14 protein-coding genes are annotated in these 18,068 nt (G+C 67.0%); 4 read left to right on the plus strand and 10 right to left on the minus strand.

Annotation, left to right across the window (positions count from 1 at the left end; all coding sequences use genetic code 11):
- The 7 genes from G3N93_RS16855 to G3N93_RS16885 all read right to left on the minus strand — a co-directional run.
- A partial coding sequence (locus tag G3N93_RS16855) for an electron transfer flavoprotein subunit beta/FixA family protein (RefSeq protein WP_206133522.1) occupies nucleotides 1–559 on the minus strand: 559 nt, incomplete at its 3' end.
- Nucleotides 556–1,725, minus strand: coding sequence for an electron transfer flavoprotein subunit alpha/FixB family protein (locus G3N93_RS16860; RefSeq protein WP_206133523.1), 1,170 nt, complete (start codon nucleotides 1,723–1,725; stop codon nucleotides 556–558). The genes G3N93_RS16860 and G3N93_RS16855, both read right to left, overlap by 4 nt.
- Nucleotides 1,726–1,729: 4 nt before the next feature.
- A complete protein-coding gene (locus tag G3N93_RS16865) occupies nucleotides 1,730–3,655 on the minus strand; it encodes a (Fe-S)-binding protein (RefSeq protein WP_206133524.1) in 1,926 nt (641 codons plus the stop codon).
- Nucleotides 3,656–3,658: 3 nt separating this feature from the next.
- Complete coding sequence (locus G3N93_RS16870; RefSeq protein WP_021160633.1) at nucleotides 3,659–5,722, minus strand: NADH:flavin oxidoreductase; 2,064 nt, start codon at nucleotides 5,720–5,722, stop codon at nucleotides 3,659–3,661.
- Nucleotides 5,723–5,790: 68 nt separating this feature from the next.
- Nucleotides 5,791–6,324, minus strand: a complete 534-nt coding sequence (locus tag G3N93_RS16875) for a DUF5943 domain-containing protein (RefSeq protein WP_006488993.1) — start codon at nucleotides 6,322–6,324, stop codon at nucleotides 5,791–5,793.
- 139 nt (nucleotides 6,325–6,463) lie between these two features.
- Nucleotides 6,464–7,435: a dipeptidase gene (locus G3N93_RS16880; RefSeq protein ID WP_042588480.1), complete on the minus strand. Its 972-nt coding sequence runs from the start codon at nucleotides 7,433–7,435 to the stop codon at nucleotides 6,464–6,466.
- A gap of 31 nt (nucleotides 7,436–7,466) precedes the next feature.
- Complete coding sequence (locus G3N93_RS16885; RefSeq protein WP_174931263.1) at nucleotides 7,467–8,741, minus strand: serine hydroxymethyltransferase; 1,275 nt, start codon at nucleotides 8,739–8,741, stop codon at nucleotides 7,467–7,469.
- Nucleotides 8,742–9,097: 356 nt separating this feature from the next.
- Here G3N93_RS16885 and G3N93_RS16890 point away from each other — a divergent pair, with 356 nt between their 5' ends.
- On the plus strand, nucleotides 9,098–10,213 hold the full coding sequence (locus G3N93_RS16890; protein WP_174936429.1) for a GlxA family transcriptional regulator: 1,116 nt from the start codon (nucleotides 9,098–9,100) through the stop codon (nucleotides 10,211–10,213).
- A 60-nt stretch (nucleotides 10,214–10,273) separates the two neighbouring features.
- On the opposite strand, the gene G3N93_RS16895 is transcribed toward G3N93_RS16890, so the two are convergent.
- Nucleotides 10,274–11,686: a discoidin domain-containing protein gene (locus tag G3N93_RS16895; RefSeq protein WP_206133525.1), complete on the minus strand. Its 1,413-nt coding sequence runs from the start codon at nucleotides 11,684–11,686 to the stop codon at nucleotides 10,274–10,276.
- Between the two features lie 267 nt (nucleotides 11,687–11,953).
- Here G3N93_RS16895 and G3N93_RS16900 point away from each other — a divergent pair, with 267 nt between their 5' ends.
- The 3 genes from G3N93_RS16900 (at nucleotide 11,954) to G3N93_RS16910 (ending at nucleotide 15,731) form a co-directional block, all read left to right on the plus strand.
- Nucleotides 11,954–13,375, plus strand: coding sequence for a PLP-dependent aminotransferase family protein (locus G3N93_RS16900; RefSeq protein ID WP_206133526.1), 1,422 nt, complete (start codon nucleotides 11,954–11,956; stop codon nucleotides 13,373–13,375).
- A gap of 263 nt (nucleotides 13,376–13,638) precedes the next feature.
- Entirely contained in the window at nucleotides 13,639–14,388 is a 750-nt protein-coding gene (locus tag G3N93_RS16905; protein ID WP_206133527.1) for a hypothetical protein, read from the plus strand.
- Between the two features lie 320 nt (nucleotides 14,389–14,708).
- Entirely contained in the window at nucleotides 14,709–15,731 is a 1,023-nt protein-coding gene (locus tag G3N93_RS16910) for a class I fructose-bisphosphate aldolase (RefSeq protein ID WP_206133528.1), read from the plus strand.
- A gap of 155 nt (nucleotides 15,732–15,886) precedes the next feature.
- Here G3N93_RS16910 and fdhA read toward each other — a convergent pair whose 3' ends face one another.
- Both fdhA and G3N93_RS16920 read right to left on the minus strand, forming a co-directional pair.
- The gene (gene fdhA, locus G3N93_RS16915) at nucleotides 15,887–17,083 is read right to left on the minus strand and encodes a formaldehyde dehydrogenase, glutathione-independent (RefSeq protein ID WP_206122121.1); all 1,197 of its coding nucleotides are present in this window, start codon (nucleotides 17,081–17,083) and stop codon (nucleotides 15,887–15,889) included.
- A 255-nt stretch (nucleotides 17,084–17,338) separates the two neighbouring features.
- On the minus strand, nucleotides 17,339–18,068 hold a 730-nt coding region (locus G3N93_RS16920), incomplete at its 5' end, for an HlyD family efflux transporter periplasmic adaptor subunit (protein WP_206133529.1).

The following is an 18,068-nucleotide window of genomic DNA, read 5'->3' on the forward strand; positions in this document are numbered from 1 at the left end:
TCGCGGGCCGGATCGCGCCGGCACGCAGCCGTGCATACGCGTAGCGCGGCTCGGCATTGGCGAGCGGATGGACCGCGACGACGGCCGGCAGCGCCGCATCGACGCGCCGCCGCAGCCCTTTCGGCAAGAATTGCCGGACGGCCACGCGGCCACCTTCGACCGTCACGTCGACGGCCGAGCCGACCAGCGGATAGCCGAGCGTCGCGGCGATGCGATACGGGAGCATGCCGGTGTCGTACGCGCCCTCGGCGCGCGTGCCGGTCAGCACGAGGTCGTAGTCCTCGACGCGCGCGGCAAGCGCATGCACGCCATCGTCGCCGTCGCGACAGGCCAGCACTTCGACCTCCCGCGCGCCGAGCGCGAGATATTCGGCCAGCGCCGCATTCGCGGGGTCGCCCGCATGGATCACGTCGAGCTTCGCGCGATGCCGCTCCGCGAGCTGGCGGCCGGTTTCGAGCGCGGCCGCGTCGTTGCGGCTATAGCGCGCGACGCCGCTGACCGGATGGCGGCCGACGGACACGAGCACCGCAATGCGTTGCAGGGGGCGGGGGGCGTTCATGCGGCAACTCCTTCCGGTTCACGGGTGCCGACCGCGGCCGGCGATTCGCCACGCGCGGCGCGCGCGGCCTGCACCTGTTCGATCAAGGCCGCGATCGTGCCCTGCGCGTCGCCGACCACCGTCAGGTTCGCGCGCTTCGCGATCGGCGCGCTGCCGTCGAGGTTCACCGCGATCACGTGGCGGCAGTCCTTGATCCCCTGCAGGTGCTGCACCGCGCCCGAGATGCCGAACGCGATGTACACGCTCGCCTCGACCGTCTTGCCGGTGGCGCCGACCTGCTTGTCGCGCGTGAAGTGGCCGTTGTCGACCGCGACGCGGCTCGCACCGATCGCCGCGCCGAACGCACCGGCCAGCCGCTCGAACGCGCCGATGTCGGACACGCCGTTGCCGGCCGACACGATGAAATCGGCTTCCTCGAGCGCGACCTGCGCCGCGTCGATTTCGTCGAGGCCGAGATCGCGGTACGGCTGCGCGGCGTCATGGGCCGGGCGGATGAAGTCGGCGGCGAGGCGCTCGCCCGCGCCGACGAACGGCAGCTTCGCGTCGACCGCGTTCTGCGCGAGCAGGATCACGTCGGGCAGCGCACGGGTGGCAAACGCGCGCCCGGCCTGCGCATACGCGCCGACATGCCTGCCGTCGAGCTCGACGACGTGCGTCGCGACGCTCGCACCGGCGGCCGCGGCGTAACGCCGGCCGAGATCGCCGTCGCCCGTCGCGTTGTCGGGGACGAACACGTGTTTCGGCGCGAGCGCCGCCACACAGGCCTGCAGTGCTTGCAATTCGCTTTCAGGGTCGAACGCGCGCCGATCGAAACCGGCGAGTTCCAGCAGCTTGTCGACGCCCAGTTCGGCCACGTCGTCCTTCAGCTCGCCAAATGCGAGCAGCGCGACTTCGGTATGTGCATCGGCGAGCAGCGCGGCGGCAGCGATTGCCTGCCGCGAATGATCGTCGAGCGCACCGCGTTCGCTGTGCGCGACCACCAGCATCACGTGCTTCGGATCCTGCACCGCGCGGCGCGGCTTCGCGGCAGCCGCGCCGTGACCGTGCGCGGACCATTGCGCGGCATTCGCATCGGCGCTGCCTTCCTCGCCGAGCGTGATGCGCTTCAGGCCCGCGGCCGTGATGATGAACGGCCGGCGCGGATCGATTCGTTTGATCGTATTCATCGATTCACTCCAGCGAGGCGGCGACGAGTTCGGCCACGTCGAGCACGTCGGGGCGCGGGCCCACGACGCCTTCGAGCATCGCCGTGCAGTTCGGGCAGGCAACCGCGACCACGTCCGCACCGATCGTGCGTGCGTCGGCGATGCGGATGTCGGGAATGCGCTGCTTGCCGGGGATGTCGGTCAGCGGCGCACCGCCGCCACCGCCGCAGCAGCGGCCGCGCATGCCGTTGCGCTCCATCTCGACGACCTGGATGCCGATCGTCTTCAGCAGCTTGCGCGGCGCTTCCGTCTCGCCGTTGTAGCGGCCGAGGTAGCACGGGTCGTGATACGTGGTGCGCTTCTCGCGCAGCGCGTCGACGGCCTTCGGCGCGATCTTGCCGCTGTCGGCCAGTTCGGCGAGGTAGGTCGTGTGGTGCTTGACCGTCACGCGCAGCCCGAGCGCACGGTATTCGTTGCGCAGGCTGTGCATCACGTGCGGGTCGGCCGTCACGATCTGCTTGTACGACAGCGTGCCGAGCGTGCCGATCAGGCGCTTCGCCATCTGCTGGAACGTCGCTTCGTCGCCGAGCCGGCGCGCAACGTCGCCCGTATCGGTTTCGGTCGAGCCGAGCACCGCGTAGTCCACACCCGCCTTGTTCAGCACCTTGACGAACGCGCGCAGCGTGCGCTGGTAGCGCATGTCGAACGCGCCTTCGCCCGCGACGAACAGCACGTCGACCGGCTTGCCCGGTTGTGCGACGGGCGCGCTCAGGTCGACCGACCAGTCGTAGCGCGCAGCCGTGTCGTAGCCGCCCATCGTGCCCGTCTCGCGCAGGTTCGCGAGCACTTCCTGGCCCTTGCCCGGCACCGTGCCGTGTACGAGCGTGCGGTTGCGGCGCATGTCGACGATCGCGTCGACGTGCTCGATCAGCATCGGGCATTCCTGCACACATGCGCGGCAGGTCGTGCACGACCACAGCGTCTGCTCCTCGATCAGGCCCGACACGATCGGGCCATTCGGCTCGCCGCGGTGCTGGCCGACCGCGAGGCCCGGCGACGGGCTGCCCGCGTAGGCCGCATCGGTGCCGCCCGCCATCCCGACGACCAGATCCTGGATCAGCTTCTTCGGGTTCAGCGGCTGGCCCGACGCGAACGCGGGGCACGCGGCTTCGCACTTGCCGCACTGCACGCAGGCGTCGAAGCTCAGCAGCTGGTTCCAGCGGAATTCGACCGGCTTCTCGACGCCGTACTCCTGATGCTCGATGTCCGGCAGCTTCAGCGCGGTCGGCGGCGTGGCCGTGCCGTTGCCCGTGAACGATTCGCGGGTGGCCGCGAAACGCTCCTGGCGCGGGTGGAAGGCCAGGTGCAGGAGACCTGCGATCGCATGCTTCATCGGGCCGCCCTTCGCGGCGCCGACCGTCATCGTGAAGGCACCGACACCGATCAGCACGGCGCAGAGCACCGCGAACGCACCCGACATCGCGCCGGTCGGCACCAGCATGAACAGCACGAGGCCGAACGCGAACGAGCCGAGCAGCCAGGGCAGCGTATTCCACGGGCCGCGCGACAGGCGGGCCGGCACGTCCTTCGCCGCGCGCCGCCGCCACACGAACACCGCGCCGACCAGCATCGCGAGCGCCGACAGGAAGATCAGCTTGTCGAGCCACGGCGAGTAGATCGCGAGGCCGTAGTTGATGAACACCAGCGCGAGCGCGCCGATCGCGCCGCCGGCCGTCGCGACGTGCGTCTTCGCGATGTACGGGTCACGAGCGACCACATGGTGCAGGTCGACGAAGTAGCGCTTCGGGATCGCGAACAGGTTCGCGACGCCGAACGAGCCGGGAGCGGTGGCCCGGCCCAGACGCCAGTAGGACGAGCGCTTCGCGACCGCGAACGCGAGCCCCGCCACTGACAGCCACAACAGGGCGGTAATGAGGAAGGACGGATTCATCGTTTAGAAATCCTTCACGAGACGCAGCGAGTCGTAGATCGCGCCGTGGACGTTGTGCATCGAGATGCAGTCGCCGACACGGAACAGCAGGAAACGGCCGTTGCCGAGTTCTTCCGACAGGCATGGCTGCGGCTCGGCCGCGAACAGCGTGTGCGGATCGATCTGGCCGCGGTTCACCGATTCCGGCTTGAGCTTCCAGTACAGCTCGTCGTTCGGCGACGAACCGTTCTCGATCACCACCTGGTCGACCGCGCGTTCTTCCAGTTCTTCCGTGTACTCGTTGCGCAGCACGGCGATCAGCTTGCCGTCCTCTTCATAGACGCGATCGAGCATCGTGTTCGGCGTCGGGATCACGCCGAATGCGTACAGGCGGCGATAGAAGATCGGGAACGTCGTGCCGCCGCAATCGTCGGCCACTTTCACGTCCGGCGTGACGACCTCGACCTTCGAGCCGCGGCTCGCCATGAAGTCGGCCACGCCCGCGCCGGCATGCGTGCTCACGCCGTCGAACAGCAGCACGTTCTGCTTCGGCTCGACCTTGCCGGTCAGGATGTCCCACGAGCTGACGGCCAGCCCCTCGGCCACGCCCCAGCCCGGCACCTGCCACGTGAAGCTCGACCCGCCCGTCGCGAGCACGACGATGTCCGGCTTCTCGGCCATGATCATCTTCTCGTCGGCGGCCACGCCGAGCCGGCGGTCGACGCCCAGGCGCTTAGTTTCCATGTCGAACCAGCGGATGATCCCCGACATCTGTTCGCGCTGCGGCGCCTTCGCGGCGATCATCACCTGGCCGCCCACTTCGGCATTCTTCTCGAACAGCACCACGTCGTGGCCGCGCAGCTTCGCGACACGCGCCGCCTCGAGGCCCGCCGGGCCGGCGCCCACCACCACGACCTTGCGCTTCGGGCCGCGCGACTTCTCGATGATGTGCGGCATCGTCGCTTCGCGCGACGTCGCCGCGTTCTGGATGCACAGCACGTCGAGGCCGTTGTACTGGCGGTCGATGCAGTAGTTCGCGCCGACGCACTGCTTGATTTCGTCTTCGCGGCCGTCGCGGATCTTGATCACCATGTGCGGATCGGCGATCTGTGCGCGCGTCATGCCGACCAGGTCGATCATGCCGGTCGCGAGCAGGCGCTCGGCCTGGCCCGCATCGCGGATGCTCTGCGCGTGCATCACCGGAATCTTCACGACCGACTTGATGCCGGCCGCGAGATGCACGAACGGCTCCGGCGGCAGCGCCATCGGCGGCATGCAGTTGGCGATCGTGTTGTGCGTGTCGCCGCCCGAGCCGACCACGCTCAGGTAGTCGATCAGGCCCGTCTCCGACATCGCCTGCGCGATTTCCTTCAGCGCTTCGTGATCGAGGCCGTCCTCGTGGAATTCGTCGCCGCACATGCGCAGGCCGACGCAGAAATCCTTGCCCACCGCCTCGCGCACGGCCGTCAGCACTTCGATGCCGAAGCGCAGCCGGTTCTCCAGGCTGCCGCCCCATTCATCGGTGCGGTGGTTCGAACGCTTGCTCCAGAACTGGTCGATCAGGTGCTGGTGAGCGGCCGAGATTTCGATGCCGTCCATGCCGGCCGCCTTCACGCGCTTCGCCGCTGCCGCGAAATCGCCGATGATGCGGCGGATTTCCTCGATCTCGATGATCTTCGCGTTACCGCGGTGCACGGGTTCGCGCACGCCCGACGGCGACATCAGGTGCGGCCAGTGCTCGCCGTGGAACGACGAGCGACGGCCCATGTGCGTCGCCTGGATCATGATCTTCGCGCCGTGCTTGTGCATCGTGTCGGCGAGGCGCGTGAGCGGATCGATGATCTTGTCGGTCGACAGGTTCACCGATTTCCACCAGCCCTGCGGGCTGTCGATCGACACCGGGCTCGACCCGCCGCAGATCGCGAGGCCCACGCCGCCCTTCGCCTTTTCTTCGTAGTAGCGGATATAGCGGTCGCCCGGCAGGCCGCCCGGCTCGGCATACACCTCCGCATGCGCGGTGCTGACGATCCGGTTGCGCAGCGTCAGCTGGTTCAGCTGCATGGGTTTGAACAGGTGGGGATAACGCATCGCTGGCGACCTCTGGCGTTCGAATGTCTCGTGTTGCGGGTGTTGTTGTGTTTCGGTGAATCAGTGCGTCAGTGCGCGATGGGCGACACTTCGAAGACGCAGTGGTCGTGATGCTCGGCCGCGCACTGCACTTCCTTCGACTGCGCACGCGGTGCGCCCTTGCCTTCCGGCGTCGTGTCGTTGACCCAGTCCATCGCGCCGGCGAACCAGCCCGCGAACATGTAGCAGAGCTTGCCTTCCTTGCCCGGCTGCTGGAGCACGAACGACGAGTGGCGCAGCTCGATCTTCGCGCGCGCGCTGGCCGGGTCGGCCTCGATGATCGAGAACAGGCCCCAGCCGCGCTGCGACAGGCGCTTCAGGTAGTGCTCGAATACCGCCATGCCGGTCAGGCCGTGCAGCTTCGCTTCCTTGTCGCACCAGTGGTAAGCGGACTTGTAGCCGGCCTTGTAGAGGATCTCGGCATACGCTTCGACGCCGAGCGCTTCCTCGACGGCGACGTGGTTGTTCGTGAAGAAGTGGCGCGGCACGTACAGCATCGGCAGCGCATCGGTGGTCCAGACGCCGGTATCGGGATCGACGTTGATCGGCAGTTGCGGTTGCATCGTGGTGACTCCGTGAGGAAAGTGGCCGCGCGGCTCAGTGCGCAGGCGCGACATCGTCCGCGCGCCCGTGCGGCTTGCACGGGCACGTCCCGATTTTTTTAAGGTTGAATCGCTGGCGGGGGTTCGGCGTTCGCGGCGCTTATGCGCCCCACACGTCCTTGAACACGCGCACCCAGTTCTCGCCCATGATCTTGCGGATACGCGACTCCTTCCAGCCGTGGCGTTCCATCGCGGCCGTCAGGTTCGGGAATTCGCCGATCGTGCGGATGCCGTCCGGGTTGATCACCTTGCCGAAATTCGTCAGCTGGCGATAGCGGCCCTTGTCATGCGTCAGCATGTCGAAGAATTCCTTCGCGTAATCCTGCGTGAAATCCGTGCCGATCCCGACCGCGTCTTCGCCGATCAGGTTCACGACGTAGTCGATCGCCTCGATGTAGTCGTCGATGTTCGCTTCGATCCCGCGCTTCAGGAACGGCGCGAACATCGTCACGCCGACGAAGCCGCCCGCATCGGCGATCTCCTTCAGCTGTTCGTCGCTCTTGTTGCGCGGATGCTCCTTCAGCCCCGACGGCAGGCAGTGCGAGTAGCACACCGGCTTCTTCGAGAACGCGATCGCTTCCGACGACGTGTTGCCGCCCACATGCGACAGGTCGACCATGATGCCGACGCGGTTCATCTCGGTGATCACTTCGCGGCCGAAGTCCGACAGGCCACCATCGCGCTCGTAGCAGCCGGTGCCGACCAGGTTCTGCGTGTTGTAGCAGAGCTGCACGACGCGCACGCCCATGTCGGCGAACGCTTCGATGTAGCCGATGTTGTCCTCGAACGCATGCGCGTTCTGGAAGCCGAGGATCACGCCGGTCTTGTCTTCCTTCTTCGCGCGGAAGATGTCTTCCGTCGTGCGCACCAGCGTCAGCAGCTCGCTGTTGTCGCGGATCTTCTTCTTCATCACGCCGATGTTGTCGACGGTCTTGGTGAAGTTCTCCCACACCGACACCGTGCAGTTCGCGGCGGTGATGCCACCCTTGCGCATGTCTTCGAACACCGGCTTCTCGAACTTCGAGATGTTCAGCCCGTCGATGATGATGCTGTCTTGATGCAGCGTGCTCATGTGTTGCTCCAGTATTGTCGGGTCGGTGGGATCAATAGATCGGGAAGCGTTCGCACAACGCGAAGATCTCGCGGCGCACGCGCTGTTCGGTCGCGTGGTCGCCTTCCGGGTTCGCGCGCAGCGCGTCGAACACTTCCAGGATCAGGCGGCCCACCTCGCGGAATTCCGCGACGCCGAAGCCGCGCGTCGTGCCGGCCGGCGTGCCGAGGCGGATGCCCGACGTGACGGTCGGCTTCTCGGTGTCGAACGGAATGCCGTTCTTGTTGCAGGTGATGCCCGCACGCTCCAGCGCCTGTTCGACCGGCGCGCCCTTCAGGCCCTTCGGGCGCAGGTCGACCAGCAGCAGGTGGTTGTCGGTGCCGCCCGTGACGAGATCGACGCCGCCCGCCTTCAGCACTTCGCCGAGCGCCTGCGCGTTCGCGAGCACGTTGTCGATGTAGGTCTTGAAGTCCGCCTGCAGCACTTCGCCGAACGCGACGGCCTTGCCGGCGATCACGTGCATCAGCGGGCCGCCCTGCAGGCCGGGGAACACCGCCGAGTTGATCTTCTTCGCGATGTCCTCGTCGTTGGTCAGCACGAAGCCGCCGCGCGGGCCGCGCAGCGTCTTGTGGGTGGTCGACGTGACGACGTGCGCATGCTCGACCGGGTTCGCGTGGCGGCCCGCGGCGATCACGCCGGCGATGTGCGCCATGTCGACCATCAGCTTCGCGCCGACGCTGTCGGCAATCGCACGGAAGCGCGCGAAGTCGAGCGCACGCGGGTAGGCCGAGAAGCCGGCGATGATCAGGTTCGGCTTGTGCTCGTGCGCGAGCGCTTCGACCTGGTCGTAGTCGATCAGCATCGTGTCGCGGTTCACGCCGTACTGGACCGCGTTGAACCACTTGCCCGACAGCGCCGGCTTCGCGCCGTGCGTCAGGTGGCCGCCCGCGTCGAGCGACATGCCGAGCACCGTGTCGCCCGGCTTGGCCAGCGCGAGCATCACCGAGCCGTTCGCCTGCGCACCCGAGTGCGGCTGCACGTTCGCATAGCCGGCATTGAAGATCTGCTTGACGCGCTCGATGGCCAGCGCCTCGACTTCATCCGCGAACTCGCAGCCACCGTAGTAACGCTTGCCGGGATAGCCTTCCGCGTACTTGTTGGTCAGCACCGAGCCCTGCGCCTCGAGCACGGCGCGCGACACGATGTTTTCCGACGCGATCAGCTCGACCTGCGACTGCTGACGCTCGAGTTCCTTCAGGATGGCGCTGCGCACCGGCGCGTCGCGCTCGGCAAGGGGCTGCGAGAAGAAAGGCTGGGTGTTCGACATAGTGCGTCCGTGACGAAGAATAAGGGGCTGAAACCGAAGCTCAAGGCCCGCCCTGCCTGGGTTTCCCGCTCGTCCCGTACAAGGCTGCCGACGGCTCTATTCTTGTCGTTCGGATTTTCGGCGGATTGATGAATTTAGACGCGTTCTTTGCCTTTTCCGCCATCCGCGTCCGTTTTATACAAGTGACCGGTCGTGCTTTTTCGGATGACCAAGCAAATGGCCTCCGGCAGTTCACCTATGAACAGGCACGTCGGCGGTGCGATTGCCGCCCGGTCGGGGTGCAACACATCACGAATTCGGTGCAGTGCAGCATGCGGCTTTCAGCCATACAACGTATGGAGCTAGGGTTTAGCCGTATGGCACGCTTGTTGCGCTGGCTCACACAATACCGCTGCCCGATCCGTGCCTCGGGCTCAAAGCTATTAGAGATTCTAGGAACGCTCCCCATGTCGCCCGACCGCACAGCGTCGCTGTCCCACTTCGCGTTCATGCCGTTACCGAATTTCACGATGATCGCGTTCACCAATGCGATCGAGGTGCTTCGGATGGCGAACTACCTGAGCGGCCAGCCGCTCTACCGCTGGTCGGTCATCAGCCCGGATGGCGGCCCGGTCACCGCGAGCAACGGGCTGACGGTCGACACCGGCCCGGCCGAATGCGTGGGGCAACCCGACATCGTGTTCGTGTGCGGCGGCGTCGATGTACAGCGTGCGACCACGCCTGCTCATCTGTCGACGCTGCGCCGCTTCGCGCGCTCGGGCATCCCGCTCGGCAGCCTGTGCACGGGCACCTATGCGCTCGCGAAGTCGGGGCTGCTCGCGGGCTACGCATGCGCGATCCACTGGGAGAACATGTCGGCGCTGAAGGAAGAGTTTCCGGACACGCGCTTCCTGAAGGAACTGTTCGTGATCGACCGCGACCGCATCACGTGCACGGGCGGCGTCGCACCGCTCGACATGATGCTGAACCTGATCGCCGCGCGCGTGGGCACCGCGCGCGTCACGCAGATCGCCGAGCAGTTCATCGTCGAACACGTGCGCGATACGAGCGCGCAGCAACGCATGCCGCTCGTCGCCCGCCTCGGCTCTGCAAACAAGTCGCTGTTCGAAGTGATCTCGCTGATGGAGAACAACATCGAGGAGCCGCTGTCGCGCGAGGAGCTCGCGCGGCTCGCGAACATGTCGCAGCGACAACTGCAGCGCCTGTTCCGCGAACACCTCGGCATGACGCCCACTCATTACTACCTGACGCTGCGGCTGCGCCGCGCGCGCGAACTGCTGCTGCAGACCGACATGTCGATCATGCACATCACGATGGCGTGCGGCTTCCAGTCGGCGTGCCATTTCAGCAAGAGCTATCGCGACGCGTTCGGCGTCGCGCCGACCCGCGAGCGCCGCAAGCAGGTCGCGCCGCTTGCGCAGGGTGCGGCGAGCGCCGGGCCGGCCTTTCCGGCGCATGTGCTGCATGCGTGATCCTCGCCGCGATTGACGCATGAAAAAAAAGCGACCTCGAAGGTCGCTTTTTCTTTGCGCTTACGATCCCCACACCTGCATTTCGTCGAGCGAATAACCCCACTGCGTTGCGCGCTTGGTGCCAACTATTCGCACGTAGCGGCCATGCCCGTTCAGGTTCGGCAGCGTCACGTGGCCGTACGACACGCCGTTGTTCGTCGAGTAGATCGTCGTCCAGTTCGCGTTGTCGTTCGACGTCTGGATCTGGTACACGAGCGCACCCGCATCCCAGTAGAGATCGATGCTGTTGATCGTCTTCGTCGCACCGAGATCCACGGAGATCCATTGCGGATCGACGCCCGCGCCTTCCGGCGAATCCCAGCGCGTGCTCGTGGTGTTGCCGTCGAACGCCTTGTCGGGTGTGAGCGATGCGTTGTAGCTCGCCGATGCGGCAGCCGGATGCCCCTGCGACAGCAGCGTCGGCTGTACGGCAGCCGGGCCGCCGTAGTAGCTCGACCCGAGCTTGGCCTTCGTCGTGTCGGCGTTCACGCCGAACTGCGACAGGCTCCAGCGCTGGCCGGTCGTCACGTCGCCGACGTAGAGCTGATAGCCGCCCGCCGTCGTCGACGAGAAGAACAGGTAGTTCGTGCCGCTCACCGGTGCGGGGTCGGAGTTGTTGCTGATGCAGTCGTTGAGCGCCAACTGATTCGGCGTCGATGCCGGGTCCGCGGTCTTCGAGTAGATCTGGTCGAGTTGGCTCGTGTCCTTCCAGCGCGCGTAGAACACCGTGCCGTCCGCACGCACGATCGGATAGTAGGTCTGCAGGCCCGCCGGATTATCGAACACGGCCGTTACGCCGGTCGCGAGCGTGCGCTTCATCAGGCCCATGTTCGCGCCGGTGCCGCTCGCGTAGTACACGGCGCTCGCATCCGGCGACAGGTACGGCATCGAGTATTCGGCGCCGGCCGGCGCATTCGTCAGGCTCACGACCGACGTGAACACCGGGCCTGCGCTCGTGTACGACAGCGTGGCCTGCTTGACGTCGCCGTTCTGCTTGAACACGAGCGTCTTGCCGTCCGCGCTGAATTTCGGATCCTCGTTGCGCGTGGCGCCCGTGCTGTTGGTCAGGTTGACGGGCGGCGTGCCGGCGCCGAGCTGCAGCATGAACACGTTCCACGCGCCGTTGCTGATGCCCATGAATGCGAGCCACTTGCCATCGGGACTGAACACGCCGTTCATCGGATCGGTGATGCCCCACGTGCTCTTGCTCAGTTGCGTCAGCGTATGGGCCGAGAAGTCGTACAGGAACAGCTGGCTCGTGCCGTCGCCGTACTTGACGTAGCTGTGATAGACGAGCTTGCCGGTCAGTGCGGCGGGAAACGTCGTGTTCGGCTGGGCGGCGGGATTGCTGATGCAGGCGGCTTGTGCCGCGCCGCCGGACAGGCCGAGGGCGAGGCCGGCCATCAGGCCCGCCATGAGGGTCTTCGATTTCACGCTGATTGATTCCGGAAAAGGTAAGGAGGACGCCGCAGACAAGGTCCCGCACGGGGGCGCGGGAGCTACGGATCCGCCGCGAGGCAGCGTGTACTCCGTAGATCGGACATCGGGAACAAAGCTTGCTCTAGGATGCCCGCTCGTCAGACGAAAGAAAAGGATCAGAGGCCATGCAAAACATGCGGATCAGCGCGTCGTCGGGATTGCGCGCGACAGGTGCCGTGCTACTCTTTTTTCAGCGACGCCCCACGCGCCCGGAGGGCTGTCATGAAGCGATATGCGGCGCTGGCACAGACGATCGCCGAGGCCATCCGGCGCGGCGACCTGGCCCCCGGTGCGCGCATCCCCACCGTGCGAGCCGCGTGCCGCGCCTATGGCGTGAGCCCGTCCACCGTGTTTCGCGCGTACTACGCGCTCGAAAGCGAGGGCCTGATCGTCGCGCGTGCACGATCCGGTTATTTCGTTGCGAACCTCGAAGACAAGCACGTGCGGTTCGGCCATGAACCGCCCCGCAAGCCGGCCACCCCACCAGCGGGGAACGGCGATACGTTGTTCCGGCTGCTCGACTCGCTCAAATGCGAGGACATCGTTCCGCTCGGCTCGGCGTTCGCCAGCTATTCACTGTTCCCGATGAGCAGCCTGTGGCGCGCGATGGCGTCAGCGGCGCGCAACATGGATCGCACGGCCCTGCTGTCCGGCGCACCGCCCGGCCACGACGGGCTGCGCCGCCAGATCGCGCTGCGCTACCTGAATGCGGGTGCGGCGTTGCCGATGGACGAGATCGTCATCACGACCGGCGCGCTCGAAGCGCTGACGCTCAGCCTGCAGGCGCTGACGCGCCCGGGCGATATCGTCGCGATCGAGCGACCGGCGTTTCATGCAGTCCTGGAAGCCGTGCAGCGCCTGCACCTGAAGGCCGTCGAGATTCCGGTCGACCCGCGCACCGGCCTCGATCTCGACGCGCTCGAGAAAGCGCTCGACACGCATCCGGTGCGCGCCTGCTGGTTCATGACATCGTTCCACAACCCGACCGGCGCAACGCTGACCGACGCGCGCAAGCGCGCGCTGATCGACCTGCTCGCGGCTCGCAACGTGCCGCTGATCGAGGACGACGTGTATGGCGAACTGCATTTCGGGACGGTCCCCACGCGCCCCGCCAAACTGTATGACGATAGCGGGCTCGTCCTGCATTGCGGTTCGTTCTCGAAATGCCTCGCGCCCGGGTTCCGGATCGGCTGGGTCGCGGCCGGACGCTACGTGCGGCAAATTCGTCAGGCAAAAGGCGCGAGCGCGCCGGCGGCCGACGTGCCTGCGCAGATGGCGATTTCGAGCTACCTGCGCGACGGCGCGTACGACCGCTTCCTGCGCAAGCTGCGCCGCAATCTCGCTGCGCACCAGGCGCAGATGCTGGCGGCCGTGCGCGCGTATTTTCCCGCCGGCACCGAAGTGTTCACGCCGCTCGGCGGGTATTTCCTGTGGGTCGAACTGCCGCCGCGCGTGGATGCGATGCACCTGTTCGGCGATGCGATGGAGAGCGGCGTCAGCATCGCGCCGGGGCCGCTCTTTTCCGCAACCGGCGGATTCCGCCGCTATCTTCGGCTCAATTACGGCCGGCCGTGGACACCGGCGGTCGAGCATGCGATGCAGACCATCGGGACGCTCGCGGCTCGACAGCGGCAGGACAGATAGTGCCGATCCGACGAATCACGGCCGCCTGCTTGCGCCTTGCGTTTCACGCGTCGGCGACCAAGAATGAAGCGGTGGGCCACCACGGACGAACGTGTTCCGCGCACCCGACGTCATGGAGAACTTCATGAGCACCGCATGCGAACGACCGTCGACAACGCACGCTCCGCCGGATTCCGGCACGAGCCGATCGGCTGCCTTGCCGGAAAGGATCAAGACGACCGGCGAACGTTCGCCGCGTTGACGGCACCCGTCCGCTTCCTGCGATGCGAGTCCTGCCCAACCGCACCCTGCGCGCGCGCGATGATTGGCGCGCGATCCTGAACGCGCGAGCCGAAGCGCGGCGCACGGCCAGCTTCCGCTGCAAGGAATGCGGCTTCGTGGCCTTCCGTGCGCTCGAGCACTGTCCCGTCTGCGGCCGGTGGAACTGGCCGTTCGATCCGATTCGCGGCGCATCGAACGACACGCATGCGGCGCACTCCTTTCACACGTGGTCGTCGCGCATCGCGCGGGCGCTTCGCAACGCGGCATTCCGGCGGCCGCGCGCATCGAGCGCGCCGATCCTGAGCATCCTGACGCTCGTGCTGCTGGTCGGCGGCTACGTGACGGTCGACCGGACGTGCAAGGCCGATCCCGTTTGTCGCGGGTCGAATGGTTCGGGCGCGAGGGCGAGCAATGCCGGCCCGTACGCGTCGAACGATCCCGTGCTGCCGGTCCTGCCGGCGCCCGTCTATCCGTTTCATTCGACTGACGGAACGCAGGCGGTCGCCACCCAACAGGGCAACCCGGATGTCGTTGAATCCGCAGGACGGACGACGGTCGCGCAAGCCACGCCGGCCATGCGTGCACCCAGCCGCTCGCATACCACCACCGCGGTTCGCCTGGCGGACTGGAAAGCCAGTCGCAGTGCCGCGCATCGCAACCGCGCATTCCACCGTGTGAGCGTGCACACCGCGCATGCGCGACGCACCACCGCCAACGGTACGCAAATCGCGCAGCTCTATCGCGGCCATTGAACGTGGCCCGCTCCTCCGTGCACCTCCCTGGCAAAAACGGGCGGCCCGTTTCCGGCGCCGCCCGTTCTGTGTCCGACCGCGGACGCCGTCGGTCGAACACGCGATGCAGACCATCGATGCGCCGGCCTCGCGGCAACGGCACACGCATCCGCCCTGGCACGGACGATGCCACCCGAGCGCGTGCCCACCAGGCACGGCACGCGCCTTGCGTTCTGGCCGGTGCGCGACAAAGAATGAAATCGGAAGGCGGCGTGACGAAGTGATGAAGTGAACAGCGGGCGGTCGACACGGCCGCATGGCGGTTTCAGCGGAGGGATTCCATGAGCACCGAGAGCGCACTCCAGGCGACGATCCAGGCACTCGTTCAGGATGGCAAAGGCTTGCTGGCGGCCGACGAAAGCGGGCCGACCATCGCGAAGCGCTTCAAGACGATCGCGGTCGAATCGACCGAAGAGAACCGCCGCGCATGGCGCACCCTGTTGCTGTCGACGCCGGGCCTCGGTGAATTCGTCAGCGGCGTGATCCTGTATGAAGAGACGCTCGGGCAATGTGCGGACGATGGCACGCCGTTGCCCGAACTCGCCGCTCGCCAGCAGATCGTGCCCGGCATCAAGGTCGACGCGGGCAAGATTCCGCTCGCGCTCGCGCCCGGCGACGAAATCACGCAAGGGCTCGATGGGCTTGCGGCGCGCCTCGACGGCTACCAGCGGCAAGGCGCGCGGTTCGCGAAATGGCGTGCGGTGTACAACGTGTCTGCCACGCTGCCGGGCCATGCGGCGATCCAGGCAAACGCCGAAGCGCTGGCGCGCTATGCGGCGATCTGCCAGGAAGCCGGCGTCGTGCCGATCGTCGAGCCGGAAGTGCTGATGGACGGTGATCATTCGATCGGCCGCTGCGCGCAAGTGACCGACGCCGTGCTGCACGCCGTGTTCGACGCACTGCACCGGCACCGGGTCGTGCTGGCGCACATGTTGCTCAAGCCGAGCATGGTCGTCGCGGGCAGCACGCACACCGCCCAGCCGGCCGCCACCGAAGTCGCGGAGGCGACGGTGCGCCTGTTGCGCAGCGCCGTGCCGGCCGAAGTGCCCGGCATCTTCTTCCTGTCCGGCGGACAGACGCCCGAGGAAGCGACGGCGCATCTCGACGCGATGAATCGCGTTGCCGGGCGGCCGTGGCTGCTGAGCTTTTCATATGGACGCGCGCTGCAGGAGCCGCCGCTGGCCGCGTGGAAGGGACAGGCGGCCAACGTACGCGCCGCGCAGGATGCGCTGCTGCTGCGCGCACGCCTGAACGGTGCGGCCTGCCGCGGTCAGTACGACGCCGCGCTGGAGCGCACCCCGTGAACGGAGCCGGGCGAATGTCGCCCGGTCGATCGTTCACGCTTGCGCTTCTCGCCCGGCTCGATCGCGGGCACTGAGCGCGCGCTTCCCGAACGCACAAAGGGCCGGGGCGCTTGAGCGCCCCGGCCCCTTCGATTGCCGCGCGGTGGTCGGTCGCGTTACGCCGCCAGCAACCCGTGCGGATCGATGACGAATTTACGCGGCGCGCCGCCGTCGAACTTCTTGTAGCCTTCCGGCGCCTGGTCGAGCGAGATCACTTCGACGTTGACGATCTTCGCGATCGGCAGCCGGTCGAACAGGATCGCCTGCATCAGGTTGCGGTTGTACTTCAGCACCGGCGTCTGGCCCGTGAAGAACGAGTGCGACTTCGCCCAGCCGAGGCCGAAGCGGATGCTCAGGCTGCCGTGCTGCGCGGCCTTGTCCTTCGCGCCCGGATCGTCCGTCACGTACAGGCCCGGGATGCCGATCGCCCCGGCCGGACGCGTGATTTCCATCAGCGAGTTCAGCACCGTCGCGGGCGCCTCTTCCGCATGGCCCGACGAACCGTGGCCGTGCGCCTCGAAGCCGACGCAGTCGACCGCGCAGTCGATCTCGGGCACGCCGAGGATCTGCTCGATCTGCTCGCCGAGCGATGCGTCCTTCGACAGGTCGACCGTCTCGAAGCCCATCGCCTTCGCGTGCGCGAGGCGTTCCGCGTTCATGTCGCCGACGATCGTCACGGCCGCGCCGAGCAGGCGTGCCGATGCGGCCGCCGCCATCCCGACCGGGCCCGCGCCCGCGATGTAGACCGTCGAGCCCGGCTTCACGCCGGCGCTCACCGCACCGTGATAACCGGTCGGCAGAATGTCGGACAGGCAGGTCAGGTCGCGGATCTTCGACATCGCCTGATCGCGATCGGGGAATTTCAGCAGGTTGAAATCCGCGTACGGCACGAGCACGTATTCGGCCTGGCCGCCGATCCAGCCGCCCATGTCGACGTAGCCATACGCGCCGCCCGCACGCGACGGGTTCACGTTCAGGCACACGCCCGTATGCGTGTCCTTGCACATCGCACAGCGGCCGCACGCCACGTTGAACGGCACCGACACGAGATCGCCGAGCTTCAGCGTCTCGACGTCGCGACCGATCTCGACCACCTCGCCCGTGATCTCGTGACCGAGCACGAGGCCGACCGGCGCGGTCGTGCGGCCGCGCACCATGTGCTGGTCGGAACCGCAGATGTTCGTGCTGACGACTTTCAGGATCACGCCGTGGCCGATCGCGCGGCCGGTCGGATCGACCATCTTCGGATAATCGATTTTCTGGACTTCGACCTGACCCGGCCCAAGATAGACGACACCTCGATTGCTGCTCATCGTATTGTCTCCATGTCTCGTTGGATGGCGCCGCGGCGCGCCGGCTCATGCGGCACACGCGCAACGTGCTGTTCGAGAGTAGTCCCGGAGGCAGGGGCGCCGACGTCTCAAACGCGACACGCGTTTGAACAGCGCCGACATCGATGGCGGAAATGCGAAAGTCGGACGGGAAACGACGGGAAGGTTGCGTGCGCGGCGTGACGCGCCGGGAGCGGGCCGGTCGTAGCGACCGGCCTCCCCGCTCCCGGGCAGGCGTTACCCGCCCTGATTGTCGCGGATGATCGCGGCGGCGGCGCTTTCCGCGTCGCTCGCGACGCCGTCGTGCACGCGCGTGCTGACGGCCGGTGTGGGCGGCTCGCTGTCGAGCGCGTGGCCGTTGCGGTCGTGCGTGTCGACCGTCGCGCGCATCGACAGCCCGACGCGCAGCGGATGCGCGGCAAGATCGCGCGCATCGAGCGCGATCACGACCGGCACGCGCTGCACGACCTTGATCCAGTTGCCGGCCGCGTTCTGCGACGGCAGCATCGAGAACGCACTGCCGGTGCCCGCCGAGAAGCCCTGCACGCGGCCACGATAGGTCACGCGCGAGCCGTACAGATCCGACACGACCTCGACCGGCTGCCCGACGCGCATGTGGCGAATCTGCCCTTCCTTGAAATTCGCCTCGATCCACAGCTGGTTGAGCTGCACGATCGACATCAGCGGCACGCCGGGCCCGACCTGCTGGCCGACCTGCACTGAACGCTGCCCGATCGTGCCGTCGACAGGCGCGACGATCGTCGTGCGTTTCAGGTTCCGGTACGCGAGCTTGAACTGCGCGGCCGCCTGCACGACGCCCGGGCTTTCATCGACAGGCAGTTTGGTGCCGAGCGCGCGTGCCGCATCGAGCTGCGCCTGCGCGGCTGCGAGATTCGCCTGCGCGCCGGCGACCGCCGCGCGTGCACGCGCGAGCTCCTCGGGTGCGACGATCTCGACCGACGCGCCC

This window comes from Burkholderia sp. Se-20378, from assembly GCF_017104665.1.
Classification (GTDB): domain Bacteria; phylum Pseudomonadota; class Gammaproteobacteria; order Burkholderiales; family Burkholderiaceae; genus Burkholderia; species Burkholderia lata.